Annotated in this window: 16 protein-coding genes; 7 read left to right on the top strand and 9 right to left on the bottom strand. The window is 65.5% G+C overall.

Annotated features, from left to right (window positions below; translation table 11 throughout):
• Positions 1–34 precede the first annotated feature (34 nt).
• Genes M1247_RS18415 through M1247_RS18405 form a run of 3 tightly spaced genes read left to right on the top strand, consistent with a single transcriptional unit; the run spans position 35 to position 2,535 of the window.
• The gene (locus M1247_RS18415; RefSeq protein WP_317157791.1) at positions 35–1,165 is read left to right on the top strand and encodes a 3-ketosteroid-9-alpha-monooxygenase, oxygenase component; all 1,131 of its coding nucleotides are present in this window, start codon (positions 35–37) and stop codon (positions 1,163–1,165) included.
• A gap of 35 nt (positions 1,166–1,200) precedes the next feature.
• Complete coding sequence (locus M1247_RS18410) at positions 1,201–2,007, top strand: biotin--[acetyl-CoA-carboxylase] ligase (RefSeq protein ID WP_317157790.1); 807 nt, start codon at positions 1,201–1,203, stop codon at positions 2,005–2,007.
• Between the two features lie 9 nt (positions 2,008–2,016).
• Positions 2,017–2,535 carry a PH domain-containing protein gene (locus M1247_RS18405; protein ID WP_317157789.1) on the top strand — a complete coding sequence of 173 codons (519 nt, stop codon included), beginning with the start codon at positions 2,017–2,019 and terminating at the stop codon, positions 2,533–2,535.
• Here the strand turns inward: M1247_RS18405 and M1247_RS18400 are convergent.
• The gene (locus M1247_RS18400; protein ID WP_317157788.1) at positions 2,490–3,152 is read right to left on the bottom strand and encodes a GtrA family protein; all 663 of its coding nucleotides are present in this window, start codon (positions 3,150–3,152) and stop codon (positions 2,490–2,492) included. The two genes, M1247_RS18405 and M1247_RS18400, sit on opposite strands and share 46 nt — an antisense overlap.
• A gap of 178 nt (positions 3,153–3,330) precedes the next feature.
• Here M1247_RS18400 and M1247_RS18395 point away from each other — a divergent pair, with 178 nt between their 5' ends.
• Both M1247_RS18395 and purE read left to right on the top strand, forming a co-directional pair.
• Positions 3,331–4,491, top strand: coding sequence for a 5-(carboxyamino)imidazole ribonucleotide synthase (locus tag M1247_RS18395; RefSeq protein ID WP_317157910.1), 1,161 nt, complete (start codon positions 3,331–3,333; stop codon positions 4,489–4,491).
• Positions 4,481–4,990 carry a 5-(carboxyamino)imidazole ribonucleotide mutase gene (purE, locus tag M1247_RS18390; protein WP_458695237.1) on the top strand — a complete coding sequence of 170 codons (510 nt, stop codon included), beginning with the start codon at positions 4,481–4,483 and terminating at the stop codon, positions 4,988–4,990. Before M1247_RS18395 ends, purE begins: the two co-directional genes overlap by 11 nt.
• A gap of 1 nt (position 4,991) precedes the next feature.
• Here the strand turns inward: purE and M1247_RS18385 are convergent, their stop codons facing one another.
• Positions 4,992–5,648, bottom strand: coding sequence for a TetR/AcrR family transcriptional regulator (locus M1247_RS18385; protein ID WP_317157786.1), 657 nt, complete (start codon positions 5,646–5,648; stop codon positions 4,992–4,994).
• A 134-nt stretch (positions 5,649–5,782) separates the two neighbouring features.
• On the opposite strand from M1247_RS18385, the gene M1247_RS18380 reads away from it, so the two are divergent.
• Positions 5,783–6,952: an acyl-CoA dehydrogenase gene (locus M1247_RS18380; protein WP_317157785.1), complete on the top strand. Its 1,170-nt coding sequence runs from the start codon at positions 5,783–5,785 to the stop codon at positions 6,950–6,952.
• A 37-nt stretch (positions 6,953–6,989) separates the two neighbouring features.
• Here the strand turns inward: M1247_RS18380 and M1247_RS18375 are convergent, their stop codons facing one another.
• The 7 genes from M1247_RS18375 to M1247_RS18345 all read right to left on the bottom strand — a co-directional run bounded on the left by M1247_RS18375 (position 6,990) and on the right by M1247_RS18345 (position 18,155).
• Positions 6,990–7,823, bottom strand: coding sequence for a class I SAM-dependent methyltransferase (locus tag M1247_RS18375; protein ID WP_317157784.1), 834 nt, complete (start codon positions 7,821–7,823; stop codon positions 6,990–6,992).
• A 35-nt stretch (positions 7,824–7,858) separates the two neighbouring features.
• The gene (locus M1247_RS18370) at positions 7,859–9,172 is read right to left on the bottom strand and encodes an AurF N-oxygenase family protein (protein WP_317157783.1); all 1,314 of its coding nucleotides are present in this window, start codon (positions 9,170–9,172) and stop codon (positions 7,859–7,861) included.
• Between the two features lie 201 nt (positions 9,173–9,373).
• The gene (locus M1247_RS18365; RefSeq protein ID WP_317157782.1) at positions 9,374–12,232 is read right to left on the bottom strand and encodes an FAD-binding and (Fe-S)-binding domain-containing protein; all 2,859 of its coding nucleotides are present in this window, start codon (positions 12,230–12,232) and stop codon (positions 9,374–9,376) included.
• A gap of 22 nt (positions 12,233–12,254) precedes the next feature.
• Complete coding sequence (locus tag M1247_RS18360) at positions 12,255–13,388, bottom strand: enolase C-terminal domain-like protein (protein WP_317157781.1); 1,134 nt, start codon at positions 13,386–13,388, stop codon at positions 12,255–12,257.
• Positions 13,385–15,178 carry a thiamine pyrophosphate-requiring protein gene (locus M1247_RS18355; protein ID WP_317157780.1) on the bottom strand — a complete coding sequence of 598 codons (1,794 nt, stop codon included), beginning with the start codon at positions 15,176–15,178 and terminating at the stop codon, positions 13,385–13,387. Before M1247_RS18355 ends, M1247_RS18360 begins: the two co-directional genes overlap by 4 nt.
• Before the next feature lie 23 nt (positions 15,179–15,201).
• A complete protein-coding gene (locus M1247_RS18350) occupies positions 15,202–17,040 on the bottom strand; it encodes a glycoside hydrolase family 15 protein (protein WP_317157909.1) in 1,839 nt (612 codons plus the stop codon).
• Positions 17,041–17,042: 2 nt separating this feature from the next.
• Positions 17,043–18,155, bottom strand: coding sequence for a glucose 1-dehydrogenase (locus M1247_RS18345; RefSeq protein WP_317157779.1), 1,113 nt, complete (start codon positions 18,153–18,155; stop codon positions 17,043–17,045).
• A 115-nt stretch (positions 18,156–18,270) separates the two neighbouring features.
• On the opposite strand from M1247_RS18345, the gene M1247_RS18340 reads away from it, so the two are divergent.
• Positions 18,271–18,756, top strand: a complete 486-nt coding sequence (locus M1247_RS18340; RefSeq protein ID WP_317157778.1) for a MarR family winged helix-turn-helix transcriptional regulator — start codon at positions 18,271–18,273, stop codon at positions 18,754–18,756.
• The last annotated feature ends 7 nt before the right edge of the window (positions 18,757–18,763 follow it).

Here is an 18,763-nt window from a genome sequence, read left to right as displayed (position 1 = left end):
GTGCCGTGTGGTGTGCTCAAGGAAGGGATGACCGATGAGCGATCAGGCCGGAATTCGCGAGATCGATGCAGGCGCGCCGATGGAACGGTTCGCCCGTGGCTGGCACTGCCTGGGGTTGGCGGAGAATTTCCGCGACGGGTGCCCGCATGGCATCGAGGCGTTCGGTACGAAGCTGGTGGTGTACGGCGACTCGGCCGGGGACATTCATGTGCTCGACAGTTACTGCAGGCACATGGGTGGAGACCTGTCGATGGGGTCGATCAAGGACGACAACCTGGCCTGCCCGTTCCACGACTGGCGGTGGGGCAGTGACGGCAAGTGCAAGCTGGTGCCGTATGCCAAACGCACCCCCCGGCTGGCGCGCACCCGCACCTGGCCGACGCTCGAAGTCAACGGCCAGTTGCTGGTGTGGCACGACCCCGAGGGGTCGACACCGCCCGCAGAGTTGGCCCCGCCCACCATCGAGGGCTACGCCGAGGGGAAATGGTCTCCCTGGCAATGGAACTCAATACTGATCGAAGGGTCGCACTGCCGCGAAATTGTCGACAACAACGTCGACATGGCGCACTTCTTCTATATCCACCACGCCTATCCGACCTACTTCAAGAACGTCATCGAAGGCCACACCGCCAGCCAGTTCATGGAGTCGAAACCCCGACCGGACTACACTCCGAATCCCGAAAAGCTATGGGATGGAACGCATCTTCGGTCCGAGGCGACCTATTTCGGTCCGGCCTACATGATCAACTGGCTACACAACGACCTCGGTCCCGGCTTCACCGTCGAAGTGGCGCTCATCAACTGCCACTATCCGGTGAGTCACAATTCGTTCGTGCTGCAGTGGGGCGTCGCCGTGCAGGAAATGCCGGGCCTGCCCGCAGAGAAGGCCGAAAAGCTCGCGGGGGCGATGGGGCGCTCGTTCGGCGAAGGCTTCCTCGAAGACGTCGAAATCTGGAAACACAAGACCCGCATCGACAATCCGCTGTTGACCGAGGAGGACGGCGCGGTCTACCAACACCGCCGGTGGTATGAGCAGTTCTATGTCGATCTCGCAGATGTCACCGCCGACATGACCGACCGGTTCGAATTGGAGGTCGACACCACGCACGCGTTCGGCGTGTGGCAGCAGGAGGTCGTCGACAACATGGCCGCGGCAAGGGGTTAGTCCCGGCGCGTGCCCGGCCCCGTAAGCTCACCGCGATGAACGAGAGGCCGGCACTGGACACGACCGCGCTACGTGACGGGCTCACCGGCCTGCCGTGGCAGTGCGTCGACGTCGTGGAGGAAACCGGGTCGACGAATGCCGATCTGTTGGCCCGCGCCGCCGCGGGCGAGGACATCGCCGGGGCGGTGTTGTTCGCCGAATATCAGAACGCCGGCCGGGGCCGCCACGGCAGGACGTGGACCGCACCTCCACGTTCGCAGTTGGTGGTCTCGTTCGGCGTGGACGCCGCCGCCGTGCCGACATCGGCGTGGGGATGGCTGCCGTTGACCACCGGCCTCGCGGTGCTCGACGCACTCGACGAGGTGGCCGGTGTCAACGCCGGGCTCAAATGGCCCAACGACGTTCTTGCCGGCCCGCCCGCTTCGGCAGGCAAACTGGCCGGCATCCTCGCGGAGGTGGCCTCACCGGCGCAGGTCATCGTCGTCGGGCTCGGTCTCAACGTCACGATGACTGCTCAGGAGGCCCCCGATCCGAGGGCCACCTCGCTGGCGCAGCTCGGTGCCACCGAACTTGACCGCACAATGCTGGGCCGGGCACTGCTGCGTCACCTCGCCACGCGCCTCGACAGTTGGCGCCGCAGTGATCCTGCGCTGGCCGACGACTACCGTGCGCGCAGCATGACCGTCGGCAGCCGGGTGCGTGCCATCCTGCCGGGCGATCGCACGGTGGAAGGCGTAGCCGACTCCGTCGACGAACTGGGCCGCCTCGTCATCGACACCGGCGCGGGACCCGTCATGGTGTCCGCAGGTGATATCACGCACCTGCGTCCGCTTGAGTCGTAGAGTTCTGCCGTGGGGTACCCGGAGAACGTGCTGGCCAACGACGAGCAGGTTGTTCTGCACCGGCACCCGCACTGGAAACGCCTGATCGGCGCGGTGCTGGTGCTGCTGATCGCCAGCGCGGCCGCGGCATTCGTGGCTGCCGTGGTCAACACCACGGACTGGGAATCGACCGCCAAGAACGTGTTGTTCATCGTGATCGGCGTGATCTGGCTGATCGTGGTCGGCTGGCTGACGGTGTGGCCGTTCCTGAACTGGTGGACGACACATTTCGTCATCACCGACCGCCGGGTGATGTTCCGGCACGGTGTGCTCACCCGGTCGGGTATCGACATTCCCCTGGCGCGGATCAACAGCGTCGAGTTCCGCCATGGTCTGTCGGACCGTGTGTTGCGCACCGGCACGCTGATCATCGAGTCAGCGTCGCAGGATCCCCTCGAATTTCACGATATTCCGCGCGTGGAGCAGGTGCACTCACTGCTGTATCACGAAGTCTTCGACACCCTGGGGTCCGAAGAATCACCGAGCTGACGCTGCCGTCGGGCCGAGCGCCGCAACGGCGTCACCGTGCCGCGCTCGCGTTGCCGCTCTGCCTTGTCCTCGAAAACCTCGGCGATGCCGCCACCGGTGAGCGTGGACTCCAGTGCCACATCGGCTTCCTGGCCGAATTCGTCGGGGAAAACCCAGCGCCGGAACGCCCAGAACCGGAACGCCATCTGGAGCAGATTGCCCAGGATGTAGGCGGAGACGAAGTCGGCGATGTTCTCGACCGTGAGCGACACCTCGGGCACCCGCAGCCCCAGCACGTAACTGGAGAAGTACAGCGGGGCCATGGACAGCAGCACGCCGACACCGCTGAACGCGAAGAACAACAACGCCTCGTGGTGACGTTCCCGACCGCCCCGGTTCTGGAAGCTCCATTCCCGGTTGAGGATGTAGGACGCGATCACCGCGACGATGCCGGCGATGATCTTTGCGGTGACGGGCTTGGGCTCCAGCACCGTGAGTTTGAGGGTGTAAAAGATCGTGGAGTCGATGACAAAAGTCGTCGCGCCGACGATCGCGAACTTGATCAGCTCGTGATGCTGTTCGGCGTAGGGACGGACGAATCGCGGCAGGCGCGCGATGGTCGCATCAGCGAAGGACACAGCCAGCCAGTGTACGTAAACTGGGGAACCCGTGTCGCATCGCTGCGTCGTCACGCCTTAACCGCAGGTCAATGCGCCGGCCATCCTGAGGTCCCGAACACGGCATGACACCATAGGCGACGTGCCGACTACTCCAAACAGCCGACCTTCCCCGACCGGTGAGGGCCCCAAGGTGGCCATGATCGGCGGCGGTCAGCTCGCCAGGATGACCCATCAGGCCGCGATCGCGCTCGGACAGACCCTGCGGGTGCTGGCCACCGATCCCGACGAGTCGGCAGCACAGGTCACACCCGATGTCGTGCTCGGATCGCATACCGACCTCGATGCCCTGCGCCGCGCCGCGGCCGGCGCGACGGTGGTGACGTTCGACCACGAGCATGTGCCCACCGAAATACTCGAACAGCTGCAGTCCGAAGGCGTCAATGTGGCTCCGCCACCTCAGGCGCTGGTGCACGCGCAGGACAAATTGCTGATGCGGCGCAGGCTCGAGGCGCTGGGCGCCCCGGTTCCGCGCTACGCCGCGATCGAGTCCGTGGCGGACATCGAGGCGTTTGCGCGCCGGATCGACGGCCCCGTGGTGATCAAGACTGTGCGTGGCGGCTACGACGGCAAAGGCGTGGTGATGGCCGACGATCCGGCGCAGGCCCGCGAGGTCGTCGGCCGGTATCTGGCCGAAGGGGTCCCGGTGCTGGCCGAGGAACGTGTCGCGATGCGCCGGGAACTCGCCGCGCTGGTGGCCCGCTCACCGTTCGGGCAGGGTGCGGCGTGGCCCGTGGTGGAAACCGTGCAGCGAGACGGGGTCTGCGTGGAGGTGCTGGCTCCAGCGCCCGGGTTGTCCGATGAACTGGGCTCCGCGGCAAGCGAGCTCGGCCTGCGGCTGGCCAGTGAACTGGGAGTGGTCGGGGTCTTGGCGGTCGAGCTGTTCGAGACCGTCGACGGGCAGCTGTTGGTCAACGAGTTGGCGATGCGCCCGCACAATTCCGGGCACTGGACGATGGACGGCGCGGTCACCAGTCAGTTCGAGCAGCATCTGCGGGCAGTGCTGGACTACCCGCTGGGTGACACCGCCGCGATCGCGCCGGCCACGGTGATGGCCAACGTGCTCGGGGCGCCCCAGACACCCACGATGTCGATGGATGAGCGGCTACACCATCTCTTCGCGCGGCTTCCCGAGGCGAAGGTGCATCTGTACGGGAAGGGTGAGCGGGCCGGTCGCAAGATGGGGCACGTCAACATGATCGGCTCGGACGTGGACGAGCTGCGGGAACGGGCGGTACGTGCGGCGCATTGGTTGTCGCATGCCGTGTGGACGGATGGATGGGATGAACATGCCGAATAGGGCGAGAGTCGGGCTCATCATGGGCAGTGACAGCGACTGGTCGGTGATGTCCGACGCCGCCGAGGCACTGGCCGAATTCGAGGTGCCGTTCGAGGTGGGCGTGGTCTCGGCGCACCGGACGCCCGGTCGGATGCTCGACTACGCCACCGGCGCGGCCGACCGCGGCATCGAGGTGATCATCGCCGGCGCGGGCGGTGCGGCACATCTGCCGGGCATGGTGGCTTCGGCGACCCCGCTGCCGGTGATCGGCGTGCCGGTGCCGCTGGCCCGGCTCGACGGCATGGATTCGCTGCTGTCGATCGTGCAGATGCCGGCCGGGGTGCCGGTCGCCACGGTGTCGATCGGCGGTGCCCGCAACGCCGGCCTGCTGGCGGTGCGCATCCTTGGTTCTGCCGACACCGCACTGCGGGCCCGGATGACGGCGTTCCAGGCCGATCTGGAGGCGATGGTGCTGGCCAAAGACGCGGCGTTGCGTGAACGCCTGTTGGGCGACGGCTGAATCAATCGCCGATGAGCCCGCGAATACGGGGCGTGAGGGATTCGATCGGTTCATCGGTCGACATCACCACGACCGCGGTGCGGCTGCTGCCGCCCCGGTAGATCGGCCAGGTCGCGGCCAGCGCCTCGGCCAGGTCCGACCGCGGGTTGGCCACATCGCCGCGCAGCCATCGGCGCAGCACATGATTGTGTGCGACGACGACGGCGTTGGCGAATAGTTCGGCGCGCAGTCCCGCCGTCCAATCCCCGGTCTGCGCGGTCCGCAGGTGTCTGGTGAACATCCGGACATACCGCGACACCACGGCTGTTTCGAAGTCGCGCAGGGCAGGCACCGAGCGGGTGAGTCGGTACCGCGTCCGGGCCCGCTCGCCCTCGGCGAGATAGTTCTCGAATACCGAGGTGGTTGCCACCGCGATGACTTCGGCAGGGAGTGCTTCGGCCGGCACCGCCGACAACCTCTCGTCAGCGCGGCGCAGCAACGCCTCGTGATCGGGAAAGATCAACGCCTCTTTCGAGCCGAACTGACGAAACGCGGTGGTGCGTCCCACCTGCGCCCGTGCCGCGATGTCATCGACGCTGGTGGCCTCGTACCCGCGTTCTTCGAACAGGTCGAATGCCGCGCTGACCAGACGCTCCCGGGTGCTTGGCAGGACGGGCATGGGCGCATCTCCTCAGGTACTGAGTGCCGATGGTATGGTACTCAGTACCAAACGTAGCAGGGCGATGTACTCGATGTGCGGTCCGGGCAACGATGAAACAAGAGAGCCAAGAGCTGAAAGTGAAGGAGAAGATCATGGCTGGTTGGGCAGGTAACCCATCTTTTGATCTGTTTCAGCTGCCGGAGGAGCATCAGGAGCTTCGGGCGGCGATCCGGGCGCTGGCGGAAAAGGAAATTGCGCCGCACGCTGCCGACGTCGATGAGAACGCCCGGTTCCCAGAGGAGGCCCTGCAGGCGTTGAACGCATCGGGTTTCAACGCGGTGCATGTGCCGGAGTCGTATGGCGGGCAGGGTGCTGATTCGGTGGCGGCGTGCATCGTGATCGAAGAGGTGGCGCGGGTGGATGCCTCGGCGTCGTTGATTCCCGCGGTCAACAAGCTGGGCACGATGGGGTTGATCCTGCGGGGTTCTGACGAACTCAAGAAGCAGGTGTTGCCGTCGTTGGCCTCTGGTGAGGCGATGGCCTCCTATGCGCTGTCCGAGCGTGAGGCGGGTAGTGATGCGGCCGGGATGCGTACCCGTGCTCGCGCTGATGGTGATGACTGGATCCTCAACGGCACCAAGGCGTGGATCACCAATGGTGGGAAGTCGTCGTGGTACACGGTGATGGCGGTCAGTGATCCGGACAAGGGCGCCAACGGGATTTCGGCGTTCGTGGTGCACAAGGACGATGAGGGGTTCTCGGTGGGCCCCAAGGAACGCAAGTTGGGGATCAAGGGTTCGCCGACCACGGAGCTCTATTTCGAGAACTGCCGCATTCCTGGTGATCGGATCATCGGGGAACCGGGTACCGGTTTCAAGACGGCGTTGGCCACGTTGGATCACACGCGGCCCACGATCGGGGCGCAGGCGGTCGGTATCGCGCAGGGGGCGTTGGATGCCGCGATCGCATATACCAAGGACCGCAAGCAGTTCGGGACGGCGATCTCAGAGTTTCAGGCGGTGCAGTTCATGCTGGCCGATATGGCGATGAAGCTGGAGGCGGCGCGGTTGATGGTCTATACCGCTGCGGCGCGCGCCGAACGCGGTGAGGGCAATCTGGGGTTCATCTCGGCAGCGTCGAAGTGTTTTGCCTCTGATGTGGCGATGGAGGTGACCACTGATGCGGTGCAGTTGTTCGGTGGTGCGGGCTATACGGCGGATTTCCCGGTCGAGCGGATGATGCGCGATGCCAAGATCACCCAGATCTATGAGGGCACCAACCAGATTCAGCGGGTGGTCATGTCGCGCGCACTGCTCAAATAGTTTCTGGCCGAGCCATTTTCGCCGGGATTGGCCGGCGTCAGACGGGTTTGTGGAACGTGTAGACCCGGTACTGGATGAGGCCGACCTTGGACAGCCACTTCATCCACCGGGTACCCACGATCAGCGTCTTCTGGGCATCCGCTGACCCGTGCTCACGACAGAATTTGAGTATGAAGGGGTACGTCGGCAGCGTGTTCTTCCGGATGTTGCGGTTCGCCTCGAGCGCGAGCCCGGCACGTCGTCCCATCGACTTGTAAGACCGAAGGGGCACATTTCCCAGCGTCCCGTAGGACTTCGCGATGCGGGCCCGGATCGCGATCCAGAACGGGGTCTTGCCGAAGAACGCCACGGTCGGAACGAAATCGGACACCGCCAGATAGCCGCCCGGCTTGAGCACCCGTGCGGCCTCGGCGAGGAATTTCTCGCGCGACGGAAAGTGGAAGATGCATTCGACGGCCAGCACCCGGTCGAAGGAGCTGTCCTCGAACGGCAGCTGACATGCGTCGCCTTCGACCCAACCGATCGTGTTGCCGTTGGCGGGCTTGCTCTGGGCTTCGGCCGCGGCGAGTTGGCGCGCATCGATGTTCAGGCCCGTGAGCGCCATCCCGGCGTGGCCGGCATTGATTTGTTGGATGGTTCCGCCGAATCCGCAGCCGACATCCAGCAGCTTCTGTCCGTCGGCAACCTTGCCGGCCTCGAACAGCACGCCGTTCATCTGCTCCATGGCGGCGAGGTAGTCGGCCCTGGTGCCCTTGGCAGCCTTGGGATCCTCCCAATATCCCCAGTGCACCTGGTTTTCCCACAGCTGACCGGATTCGCCACCGTTCTGCCGTTCATCGATGAGCAGGTCAAAGTAGGGGAGGTCTGGCATCCGCGGACGGTAGCACGTTCCGAGAGTGACGGAGGTCACAGGGCCGGCGTGAATTCGGAAACGGCAAGGATCGTGAACACCACCAACCCGAGCCCGATGAGCCCACCGACAGGAATCATCAACGTGCATGCCACTGTCCAGATGAAAAGCCTTGGCCATTCAAACGGTTGGTTCCCCGCCACGCCGCCATGACGTTCTCGGACAGCGTGGTAGATCGCCCATATGCCCGCGCCCGCAGCGGCAGCCACGATGATCCGCGGTCCGTCTGGTGTCAACGCCATGGCAACCCCGGCCATGGTCGCCGCGGCGAAAGCGCGTGCCCAGACTGTCGTTCGAATCTCGACGAGTGGGGAAACCGTCGCGTTCGTCAACAACCGATTCGGCTCACCCCGGTAGCGCGGGAGTCGGCCGTCGATGCCGAGCGCGCGCCAGATCCACCGGAAACCGGCGGTCCGGAGACCAAGCCGGTCCGCCACCCGCCGGGCGTCCGCTGCCGACTCCGCCAACATCCGACGCGAGTGTGCACTTCGCCAGTAGGCGGACTTGAAAGTTCGGCGCGGCACCCCGAATTCGCGCGCAAATGATCTCGGTGGGGTGAATATTTCGCCCATAAGCCAGCGGAGAAAAAGCGGGAACATGATCGCGTACACCGCCCGTTTGCAACGTCCCGAATGTTGCAAACGCTCGGTCAGGTAGTCATCGGCAAAAGTGATATGCCGGGCCTCTTCGGCCAAATGGATATAGGTGATCTTGCTCAGCAGCGGCGGTATCCGCGATGCTCCCCGCTGTAGGAGGGTCTGCTGATAATGAACTGGTTGTTCGCCACAAAGTACGCCAATGAAAAGCAGGATCTCCAGGTATCCGCTGATGAAACCTACGACAGGGCCCACGATGCGCGACATCCGCCGCATGCCGGGCACGTCATGATCGTTTCGATTGATGAACTCCTGAAACATCTGGATGTGGTTACATTCATCGGTGACCTCGTGTAACAGGTACCGAAACACTGGATCAGAATTGGGCAGCTTTCCAGCGAAATGCACTACGCCGCGAATCAGTATCATTTCGAACTGAATGCCCACTTTGAACGTGTTGGCGGTGACCCAGCGACCGATGTCCACACGTTTTTCCAGGGACTGTCCGGCATACCAATCGGTCGCCGCGAGGGGGCTTGTATCCGGATGTAGCTGCCATCGGCTGTCATTCCTGTCCAAGGCGTTCTCGGGGGCAGCCCAGTCGATATCGGTAAATGGATCGAAACGCAGGCGGGCGGTCGCACGAGAGAGGGCCTCCACTTTGGTGATGTAGAGGTCCTCCGGTGGGCCGCCCGCGTCGCTGATCGTAGCCATTTACCGTTCCGTAAAAGTGAGGTAACCCGGTGAGAGTACCAACTGAGAGCTGGATCACGATGGCTACCGCGCCGGTCGCGTTGACCGGGCCTCAACTTTGGTCGAATACCCCTGGGGATGCGCTGCCAGCGAATCTTGCGGGCGGTCGTAAAACTGCCCTTTTTTCACGGAATTCCGGGCAGGTCTGTGACTGCTCGCCGGCTAACCGACCAACAGTTGCACGGTGTGGATCGGTCGGCGCCCCGGGGCCAGCTCGCGGATCTGGGTGCGGCAACTGAACCCGTCGGCCACCACCACGGTGTCCGGCTCAGCCTCGCGCAATGCCGGTAGGAGCTTGTCCTCGGCGCATGCCACCGACACGTCGTAATGTCCGCGTTCGAAGCCGAAGTTTCCTGCCAGCCCACAGCACCCGGCGTCCAGCACCTCGGTGGCGACGCCGGCGCGCTCAAGCACCGCGTGCTCGTGCCGGTAGTGCAACACCGCGTGCTGGTGACAGTGTTGCTGTACGACCGCGGTGCCGGAACGTTCGGGCGGCCGCCAGTCTGGGGCCCGCAGCCGCAGGATCTCCCCGATCGTGTAGGTCTGCCCGGCCAAGCGGTGTGCATCTTCGTCGCCGTGCAGCAGTTCGGGTAGATCGGACCGGAACACCGCCGCACAACTGGGCTCCAGCACCACTACCGGGGTGCCGGCATGAAGCGCAGGCCGGAGCACCCGCAGAGTGCGTCGCAGTGCGCGTTTGGCCGTGACGAGTTGACCGGTCGAAATCCAGGTCAGCCCGCAGCACACGGCCTGTCGCGGCACATCGACCGCGAAGCCCGCGGACTCCAGCACCCGCACTGCGGCAGAGGCGATCTCAGGTTCGAAATTGTTGGTGAACGTGTCCGGCCACAGCACGACCCGGCCCAACGGCGGCGCGGCCGGGCCCACATGTCCGTCGAACGCCGCACGGAAGCGTTGCCGGGCGAACTGTGGTATCCCACGGCGGGAGTCGACGCCGCCGACGCTTTTCAGGAGGGCGCCGGGGCCTCTGGACTGCGCGACGCGGTTGATCGGGCCCGGTGCCGCGGCGGCCAGTCGCGCCCACAGTGGAATCCAGCCCATCGAGTAGTGCGCCATCGGACGCAGTCGCCGCCGGTAATGATGCGAGAGGAACTCCGCCTTGTACGTGGCCATGTCCACGTCTACCGGGCAATCGCTACGACAACCCTTGCACGCCAGGCACAGATCGAGTGCGCCACGCACCTCCTCGGAGTGCCAGCCATCGGTGATCACGTCGCCTTGCAGCATCTCGAACAGCAGCCGGGAACGGCCGCGGGTCGAGTGCGCCTCCTCGCCGGTGGCCCGGTAGCTGGGGCACATCACCCCCGATTCGTGCCCTCGGCAATTGCCGACGCCGACGCAACGGGCGGCGGCGTGGGAGAAACGGTGCCCGTCATCCGGATAGCTGAAGTGCGTCTGCGGTTCGGCCGGGCGGTAATCGGGTCCGTAGCGCAGGTTGTCGTCGAGCCGGTAGGGGTGCACGACCTTTCCCGGGTTCATCCGGTTATCCGGGTCGAACAGCGCCTTGGTCCGCTCGAATGCGGTGACGATGCGGTCGCCGAACATGATCGGCAACAGCTCGCCACGGGACTGGCCGTCGCCGTGTTCGCCGGACAGTGAACCGCCGTAGTCGACCACGAGCCGGGCGGCATCGATCGCGAACCGGCGGTATTTCGCGATGCCGTCGGCGGTCCGTAGGTCGAACGGTATCCGGGTGTGTACACAGCCCTGACCGAAATGACCGTACAGTGAGGCACTTTCGTAGTCGTAGCGGCTGAGCAGCGAGCGGAAGTCGCGCAGGTAGTCCCCGAGCCGGTCGGGTGGCACCGCAGCGTCCTCCCAGCCCTCATGGGTTTCCGGACTCGTCGGGGGATAGGCGGTCGCGCCGAGTCCGGCTTCGCGGGCGGCCCACACTTCCTTCTTGCGGACCGGGTCGTCGAGCACCGAACCGTTGGCCTTCTCGCCCAACGCCGCGATCATGACCTCCGCCTTGCGGTCGGCCTGCTCTTGGGTACCGCCGTTCATCTGCACCATCAACCACGCCTTGCCGTCGGGCAGCTGGCGCAATGCCTGCTCGGCCAGCCGCTGCGAGTGTTCGAGTTCGACCAGCCGATGGTCGAGACCCTCCAGTGCGGCAGGTTCATGTTCGAGTACGGCAGGCACTGCGTCGGCCGCGGTGGCGATGTCATCGAACCCGAGCAGTGCCATGGCACTCGCCGCCGGCCGGCGCGCCAACTTCACCTTCGCCTGCAGCACCGTCACCAGCGTGCTCTCGCTACCGACGAGAGCCTTGGCAAGGTTGAAGTTGTTCTCCGGCAACAGCGAATCGAGATTGTAGCCCGAAACTCGGCGCGGGATGTGTGGGAAGCGGGTGCGAATGTCATCGGTGTACTCGGTGACAATGTCACGTAGACCGCGGTACAGCTCGGCGTCGCGGCCGCCCGCAGACACGATCCGGTCGAAGTCCTCGGCGCTGGTTTCCCCGACCCATCGGCGTGCACCGTCGTAGGTGAGGATCTCCAGTGCCAGCACCGAATCGGCCATCTTGCCGTACTCCTGCGCGGTCGACCCGCAGGAGTTGTTGCCGATCATGCCGCCGATCGTGCAGTTGACATGCGTGGACGGCCTTGGGCCGACCATCCAACCTGACGGTGCGAGTTGAGCGTTGAGCACGTCGAGTTTGATGCCGGGTTCGACGACGGCGGTGCCTGCATCGGTGTCCACCTCACGGACCCGGGTGCAGTACTTGCTCCAGTCCAGTACCACCGCGGCGTTGCAGCATTGGCCGGCCAGGCTTGTGCCGCCGCCGCGGGAGAGCACGGGCACGTCGTTCTCGCGGCACACCGCGATCGCGGTGGCCGCAGCCTCGGGCGTGGCAGGCACTACCACGCCGATCGGTACCTGCCGGTAATTGGAGGCATCGGTCGAATAGAGGGCACGGGCACCGGGGTCGAAACGGACCTCACCGGCCAGGCGTTCGCGCAGCTGGGCGGCGAGGGACTCAAACAGCAGGGCAGTCATGGTGTTCCTGTGGGGTGAATTCTCATGCAACTCGGTGGGTTTCGATATCGGAATCGCGGAGGGTCAGGCCATGGCCGGGGTTGTCCGGGGACAGCCGCAACACGCCGCCGACCGGGGGCGCGGCGCCCTCGAAGAACCGCAAGGCGATCCGGGTGTGGTCGTGAAACCACTCGAGGTGGCGCAGGTTGGGCACGCACGCTCCGACGTGGGCGTGCAGGTACGGCGCGCAGTGCGCGGAGATCTGCAGATTGTGGGCGGCCGCCACGGCCGCGACGCGCAGCCATTCGGTGATGCCGCCGCAACGCGTCGCGTCGGCTTGTAGGCAGTCGACGGCACCCGCCTCGCACATCCGGCGGAAATACGTCAGGTCGTATCCGTATTCACCGGCGGCCACATCGGCATCCACGGCTTCGCGCACCGCCCCCAACCCGGACAGATCGTCGGAGGACACCGGCTCCTCGAGCCAGATCACGTTGCAGTCCGCCGCTTCCCGCATCATCCGCACCGCCTGTTTGGCGGTGTAGCCGCCGTTCGCGTCGACGTACAGTTCGCAGTCGTCGCCGATCAGTTTGCGGGCCTGCCGGATCCGGCTCACGTCCCGTGCCATGTGTGAACCCCACAACTCGCCGATTTTGATCTTGACCCTCGGGATGCCGAGGTCTTCTGTCCATTCGGTCAGCTGGCGCCGCAGCTGATCGTCCTGGTAGGTGGTGAAGCCGCCGCTTCCATAGACGGGGACGGTTTCGCGCACCGCCGAAAGCAGCCGGTGCAGCGGAAGACCGAGCAGGCGCGCCTTGAGATCCCACAGCGCCACGTCGACGGCCGAGATCGCCTGACCCGCAATGCCGGAGCGACCGGTGTTGCGCACCGCCTTGACCATCACATCGAAGCAGGCAGTGACGTCGAGCGCACTGCGCCCCAGCACCTGCGCGGCAAGCAGATCGGCCACCACCTGTACCGCGGCGGCGCTGCCATAGCTCCAGCCGGTGCCCGTCACCCCACCGCAGCGGGCGGTCACCACGATGAGCGTGGTCGTGTCCCAGCTCAGCGTGCCGTCGCCCTCCGGCGAGTCGGTGGGGATGGTGTAGGCAGCCGCAGTCAGGTCGGTGACCTCCGCGTTGACCGTCGACATCGGATCGGACCCGGCCGTCGTCATTCAGCGCGGTGGGGAACGAATTCCTGCACCTTGGCCTTGATGCCCTGCTTGACGAATCCCCAACTGTCCTCGTCACCTTCGAGCACTGCGGCAGTGGTCGACTTGAACTGTTCCCAGGTGGCATGCGGCGGAATCGGCGGCATATCGGGGTCGGTGTGCACGTCCAGCACCGTGGGCCGGTCAGCCGACAGCGCCTGACGCCAGGCCTCGCCGAGGTCTCGGGGATCGGTGACCGTCATCGCGCCCAGCCCGAGGCCGGCTGCGAAGGCCGCGTAGTTCACATCGGGAAGTGTTTGGGATTCAGCGAATTTCGGCGCACCGCCCATGGCCCTCATCTCCCAGGTGACCTGGTTGAGATCGTTGTTGTGCAGGACCGCGACGATCAACCGGGGATCCGACCATTGACGGTGATAGCGCTTGATGGTGATGAGCTCGGCGAGCCCGTTCATCTGCATCGCGCCGTCACCGGCGAACGCTATCGCCGGGCGGTCGGGGTGTGCGAACTTCGCACCGATCGCGTACGGCACTCCGGGCCCCATGGTGGCCAGGTTGCCCGACAATGAGCCCCGCATATCGCCGCGGAACCGCAGTAGGCGGGCATACCAGTTGGCCGAGGAACCCGAATCGGCGGTGACGATCGCATTGTCGGGGAGCTGCGGGGACAGCTCGGCGAATAGCCGCAGCGGATTGACCGGGTCCGCGCTGACCTCGGCCTGCAGCGCCATGGTCTCCCACCAGCGCGCCACATTCTTCTCGATGGTCTCGCGCCAGGACCGGTCGGACTTGCGGTGCAGCTGCGGGATGAGCGCCCGCAGCGCGGCTTTCGCGTCCGCGACCAGGTTGACTTCGTACGGGTAACGCATCCCGATCATCTTTGCGTCGATGTCGATCTGCACTGCGCGGGCCTGGCCGTACTCGGGCATGAACTGGGAGTAGGGAAAGCTTGACCCGACCGTGAGCAACGTGTCGCAGTCGCGCATCATCTCATAGCTCGGCCGGGTGCCCAGCAGGCCGATCGATCCGGTCACCCAGGGCAACTCGTCGGACAGAACGTCCTTGCCCAGCAGCGCTTTCGCCGCACCCGCTCCGAGTAGATCGGCAACCTGGGCCACCTCTTCGCGGGCATCGCGGGCGCCCGTGCCCACCAGTATGGCCACCTTGCTGCCGGAGTTGAGGATCTCAGCGGCCCGGCCGATCGCCGCGTCGTCGGGAGCGATGGCGGGCCAGTCCACGCCGAGGCTCGACGGCACCATCTTGAACTCGTGCGTGGGTGGCGTATACGGCAACTCCTGGACATCGGCGGGAATGATCAGCGCCGTCGGCGCCCGCTCGGCGAGCGCCGTGCGGACGGCGCGGTCGAGCACGTTGGGCAGCTGTTCGGCCACGTTGACGGTCTCGACGTACGCGCCGGCAACATCCTTGTACAAATTGGCCAGGTCGACCTCCTGCTGATAGGAACCGCCCATCGCGCTGCGATTGGTCTGGCCGACGATGGCCACCACCGGCACGTGGTCGAGTTTGGCGTCGTAGAGGCCGTTGAGCAGATGGATGGCGCCGGGACCGGAGGTGGCCATGCAGACACCCACTCTGCCGCTGAACTTGGCATAGCCGACGGCTTCGAACGCGCACATCTCCTCGTGCCTGGCCTGGATGAACGTCGGTTGATCCTCGGCGCGGCCCCAGGCGGCCAGGATCGCGTTGATGCCGTCGCCCGGGAAAGCGAACACATTCCGCACGTCCCACTCGCGCAGGCGTTGCAGCAGGTAATCGGCGACGTTTTGTCCTGACATGTTCGGTTCCTCCTCAACGACAGTCATTCGGTGGAATTCGGGTACCCCGAATCGCTGTGGCTATACAGATGCTGTTCGCGGCCACGCGCCGACGTGGTGGTGCGGTGGCCGCTGAGTTGGCGCGCCGTGTTGATCAGGCCGACCAGGCTGAACGCCTGCGGTGTGTTGCCGATCTGCCGGTGCGCGACGGTGTCGTACTCCTCGCTGAGCAGTCCGACGTCGTTGCGCAACCCCAGCAGCCCCTCGAACAGCTCGGTGGCCTCGTCTGTGCGGCCGATACCGGCGAGCGCATCGGCAAGCCAGAAACTGCACGCCAGGAAAACGCCTTCCCCGCCGGGCAACCCGTCGTCGGTCTTCTGCGGGTGATAGCGGAGTACGAACCCGTCGTTGCAGAGCTCGTCGCGGACGGCGTCCACGGTCCCGATAATCCGTGGGTCGTCCCACGGCAGGAATCCGACCCGTCCGATGAGCAGCAGAGCGGCATCCAGCTCCGGTGCGCCATAGGATTGGGTGAATGTATTGCGTTCGGCGTCATAGCCGTTGGTGCAGACGTCACGGTGTATCTCGTCGCGCAGGGCGCGCCACCGGTCGACCGGACCATCGAGGTGATGATTGCTGACGGTGCGTACCGCGCGGTCCACACCGGCCCACGCCATGACCTTCGAATGTACGAACTGCCTGCGATCCCCGTGAACCTCCCACAGTGAATTGTCGGCGTCGCACCAGTGTCCTTCGAGGTAATCCAGCAGGGCCCGCTGGACATCCCACGCCGTCTCGTCGATGTGCATGCCGGCTTCCCGGGCGAGATGCAGACCATCGAGAACCTCGCCCCACACGTCGAGCTGAAACTGCGCGGCGGCTGCGTTACCGACGCGCACCGGGCGCGAATTCGCATAACCACCAAGCCAATCAAGCTCGAACTCGGGAAGCCGCCGTCGGCCGTCGAGCCCGTACATGATCTGCAATTTGGCCGGGTCGCCTGCCACCGCGCGCACCAGCCATTCGCGCCAGGCCTGGGCTTCAGCGACGAAGCCGGTGCCCAGCAGCGCCTGCAGGGTGAACGTCGCGTCGCGTAGCCAGCAATAGCGGTAGTCCCAGTTGCGTGGTCCGCCGATCTGTTCGGGTAGCGACGTGGTGGCCGCCGCGACGATCCCGCCGGTCGGCGCGTAGGTGAGCGCCTTCAGCAGCAGCAGGGAGCGCTTGACCTCGGCCTGCCACCGACCGGTGTAGCTGCACCGCTCCATCCACTGTGCCCAGTATCTGTCGGTGTCGACGAGGGCACGTTCGGCGTCGACCGGCTCGGGCCGGGGCAGATGGGACAGCTGATAGGTGAGTACAAACGGGATGCGTTGCCCGGAAGAGACTTCGAATTCAGCCACGGTCGACATCTGCTCGCCGCGGGTATCCACCGGCGTGCGCAGCCAGACCGCGTCCGGGCCGGCGATCGCGGTCAGGTCTTCGCCACGGCGGCGCACCCACGGCACCACGTGGCCGTAGTCGAAACGCAGCCGCAGGGTCATCCGCATTCCGACCCGCCCGCGTACGCCCTCCACGATGCGTACCACGTCGGCGGCGATGCCGCGTGGCGGCATGAAGTCGATGACCCGTACCGCGCCTTCGTCGGTCTCCCACAGGGTTTCGAGTATCAGCGAGTCGTCGCGGTACCGTCGGCGGGCGGACGCCCCGTCGGCCGCGGGCGCCAATTGCCAACTGCCTGCCTCGTCGCCGTCGTCGAGGAGGGCGGCAAAGCAGGCCGGCGAATCGAAGCGGGGCAGGCACAGCCAGTCGATCGAGCCGTGCCTGCTGACCAGCGCAGCGGTCTGCAGATCGCCGAGCAGTGCGTAGTCCTCGATGTGAGCCATCGTCACGTCGCGGTGTTGAGATTTCGCGCACGTGAGGGGCAATCGAGGTCGATGACCACCTTGACGTCGTCCGGCGCGGTGGTGAACGCGTCGGTGGCCCGTGCCAGCGGTACCCGCCGGGTGATCAAGCCGGCCAGCCAGTCCAGGTCAGCCTTGGCCAGCGCATCGGCGGCCTGATGATAGTGGCGCAGGTTGGCGTTGACCGAGCCGATCACGGCGTCGTTCTCCAGCACCAACTCGCGGTTGACGTCGCCCGCATCGATGCGCAACATGCGCCCGGTCGGCGACACCCCGGTCAGGCAGACGATCCCGTAGGACGCCGTGTTCGCAATCGCACCGAATACCACCGGGCCGGCGCCGGTGGCTTCGATCACCACGTCGGGTTGCAGCTTGCCCGCGACGTCGGAGATGTCGTCGTGGTGATACGTGGCGCCGAGCGCCTCGACGATGCCAGGTTTGGGTCCGTCGGTGACGCGGTCCAGGACATGGGTGTCCAGACCCTGTTGGACGCTCAGCAGGGCGGCAAGCAACCCGATGGGGCCTGCGCCGGTGACCAGCACCCGCGCCGGTTCGAACCAGCCGCGCTCTCCGACCCGGCGGACCTGCTCCCAGGCCTTGGCCACCACCGTCGTCGGCTCCATCAGCATGCCGACATGTTCGAGACGCGGATCGAGGCGCACTGCGTAATCCGTTTCAACACACCACTGCTCGCTGCCGTAACCATCGATCTCTTTGATGCCGCGTTCGGTGTAGCGACCGTTGCGGCACATGTCGAATTCGCCGTGGGCACACGCTGGGCACGGCACAGGATCCGGGCGCCGGACCACACCCACCACCAGATCGCCGGGCTCGAAAGCGCTGTCCGGGGGAGCATGCAGGACCCGGCCCAGGGATTCGTGCCCGAGGATCAACCGATCGCGGTCCGGCGGTGCCCAGCCGTACTCCCCGCGGGCGATCTCCTTGTCGGTGCCGCACACCCCGAGCGCCAGGCCTTGCACGCGCAGTTCCCCCGGTGCGGGTTCCGGATCTGCAGCGTCGGCAACCTGCAATGTGTTCGCCTGCTTCGGCACGATCGTCAAGGCACGCATAGCCGCCGCGACTCCCTTCCTGGACACGTTCACAGGATTGTTGTGCTTCGTTGTGCTGGATAAATTATTGCCTCGAAGCAACAGTTCTAAACGCGATCGGAGATAGTTGCCTGCAGGCAACGGTTAGCGGCATGATCCCTGCATGATCTCGGTGACAGGCCGTGAGGCGGACAGTGTTTCAGGTGCTCAGGTCGACGCGGTGATGCGTGCGTCGCGGGCCCTGGTCGGCATCGCTGCGGCCTCGGTCGCCGCGGTCGACGATCTGGTCACGCTGCCGCAGCTGCGGGTGTTGATGATGATCGCGACGCAGGGCCCTCTGAGCCTCGGCGCCGTCGCCTCGGGCCTGGACGTCGGCGCGCCCAGCGCAAGCAGGATCTGTGATCGCCTGCTCAAGGCCGGGTTTCTGGACCGGCGCGACGATCCGGACGACCGGCGGTCAATCGTATTGACATTGACCGCTGACGGGCGGTCGATCGTCGAACGGGTCAACCGGCACCGGCGCACTGCGGTCCGGCGGGTGCTGCGCAACCTGGCAGCCGGTGACCGGGAACGGTTGACGGTGGCGTTGGAGGCGTTCGCCGAGGCGGCCGGCGAACCGCTCGAGCGTGACGATTTGACGCTCACCTGACCCGCGA

It is taken from the genome of Mycobacterium appelbergii (genome assembly GCF_032883035.1).
GTDB lineage: Bacteria > Actinomycetota > Actinomycetes > Mycobacteriales > Mycobacteriaceae > Mycobacterium > Mycobacterium appelbergii.
The sequence above is the reverse complement of the archived record's forward strand: the minus strand, read 5'-3'. Positions and strand labels throughout refer to the sequence as shown.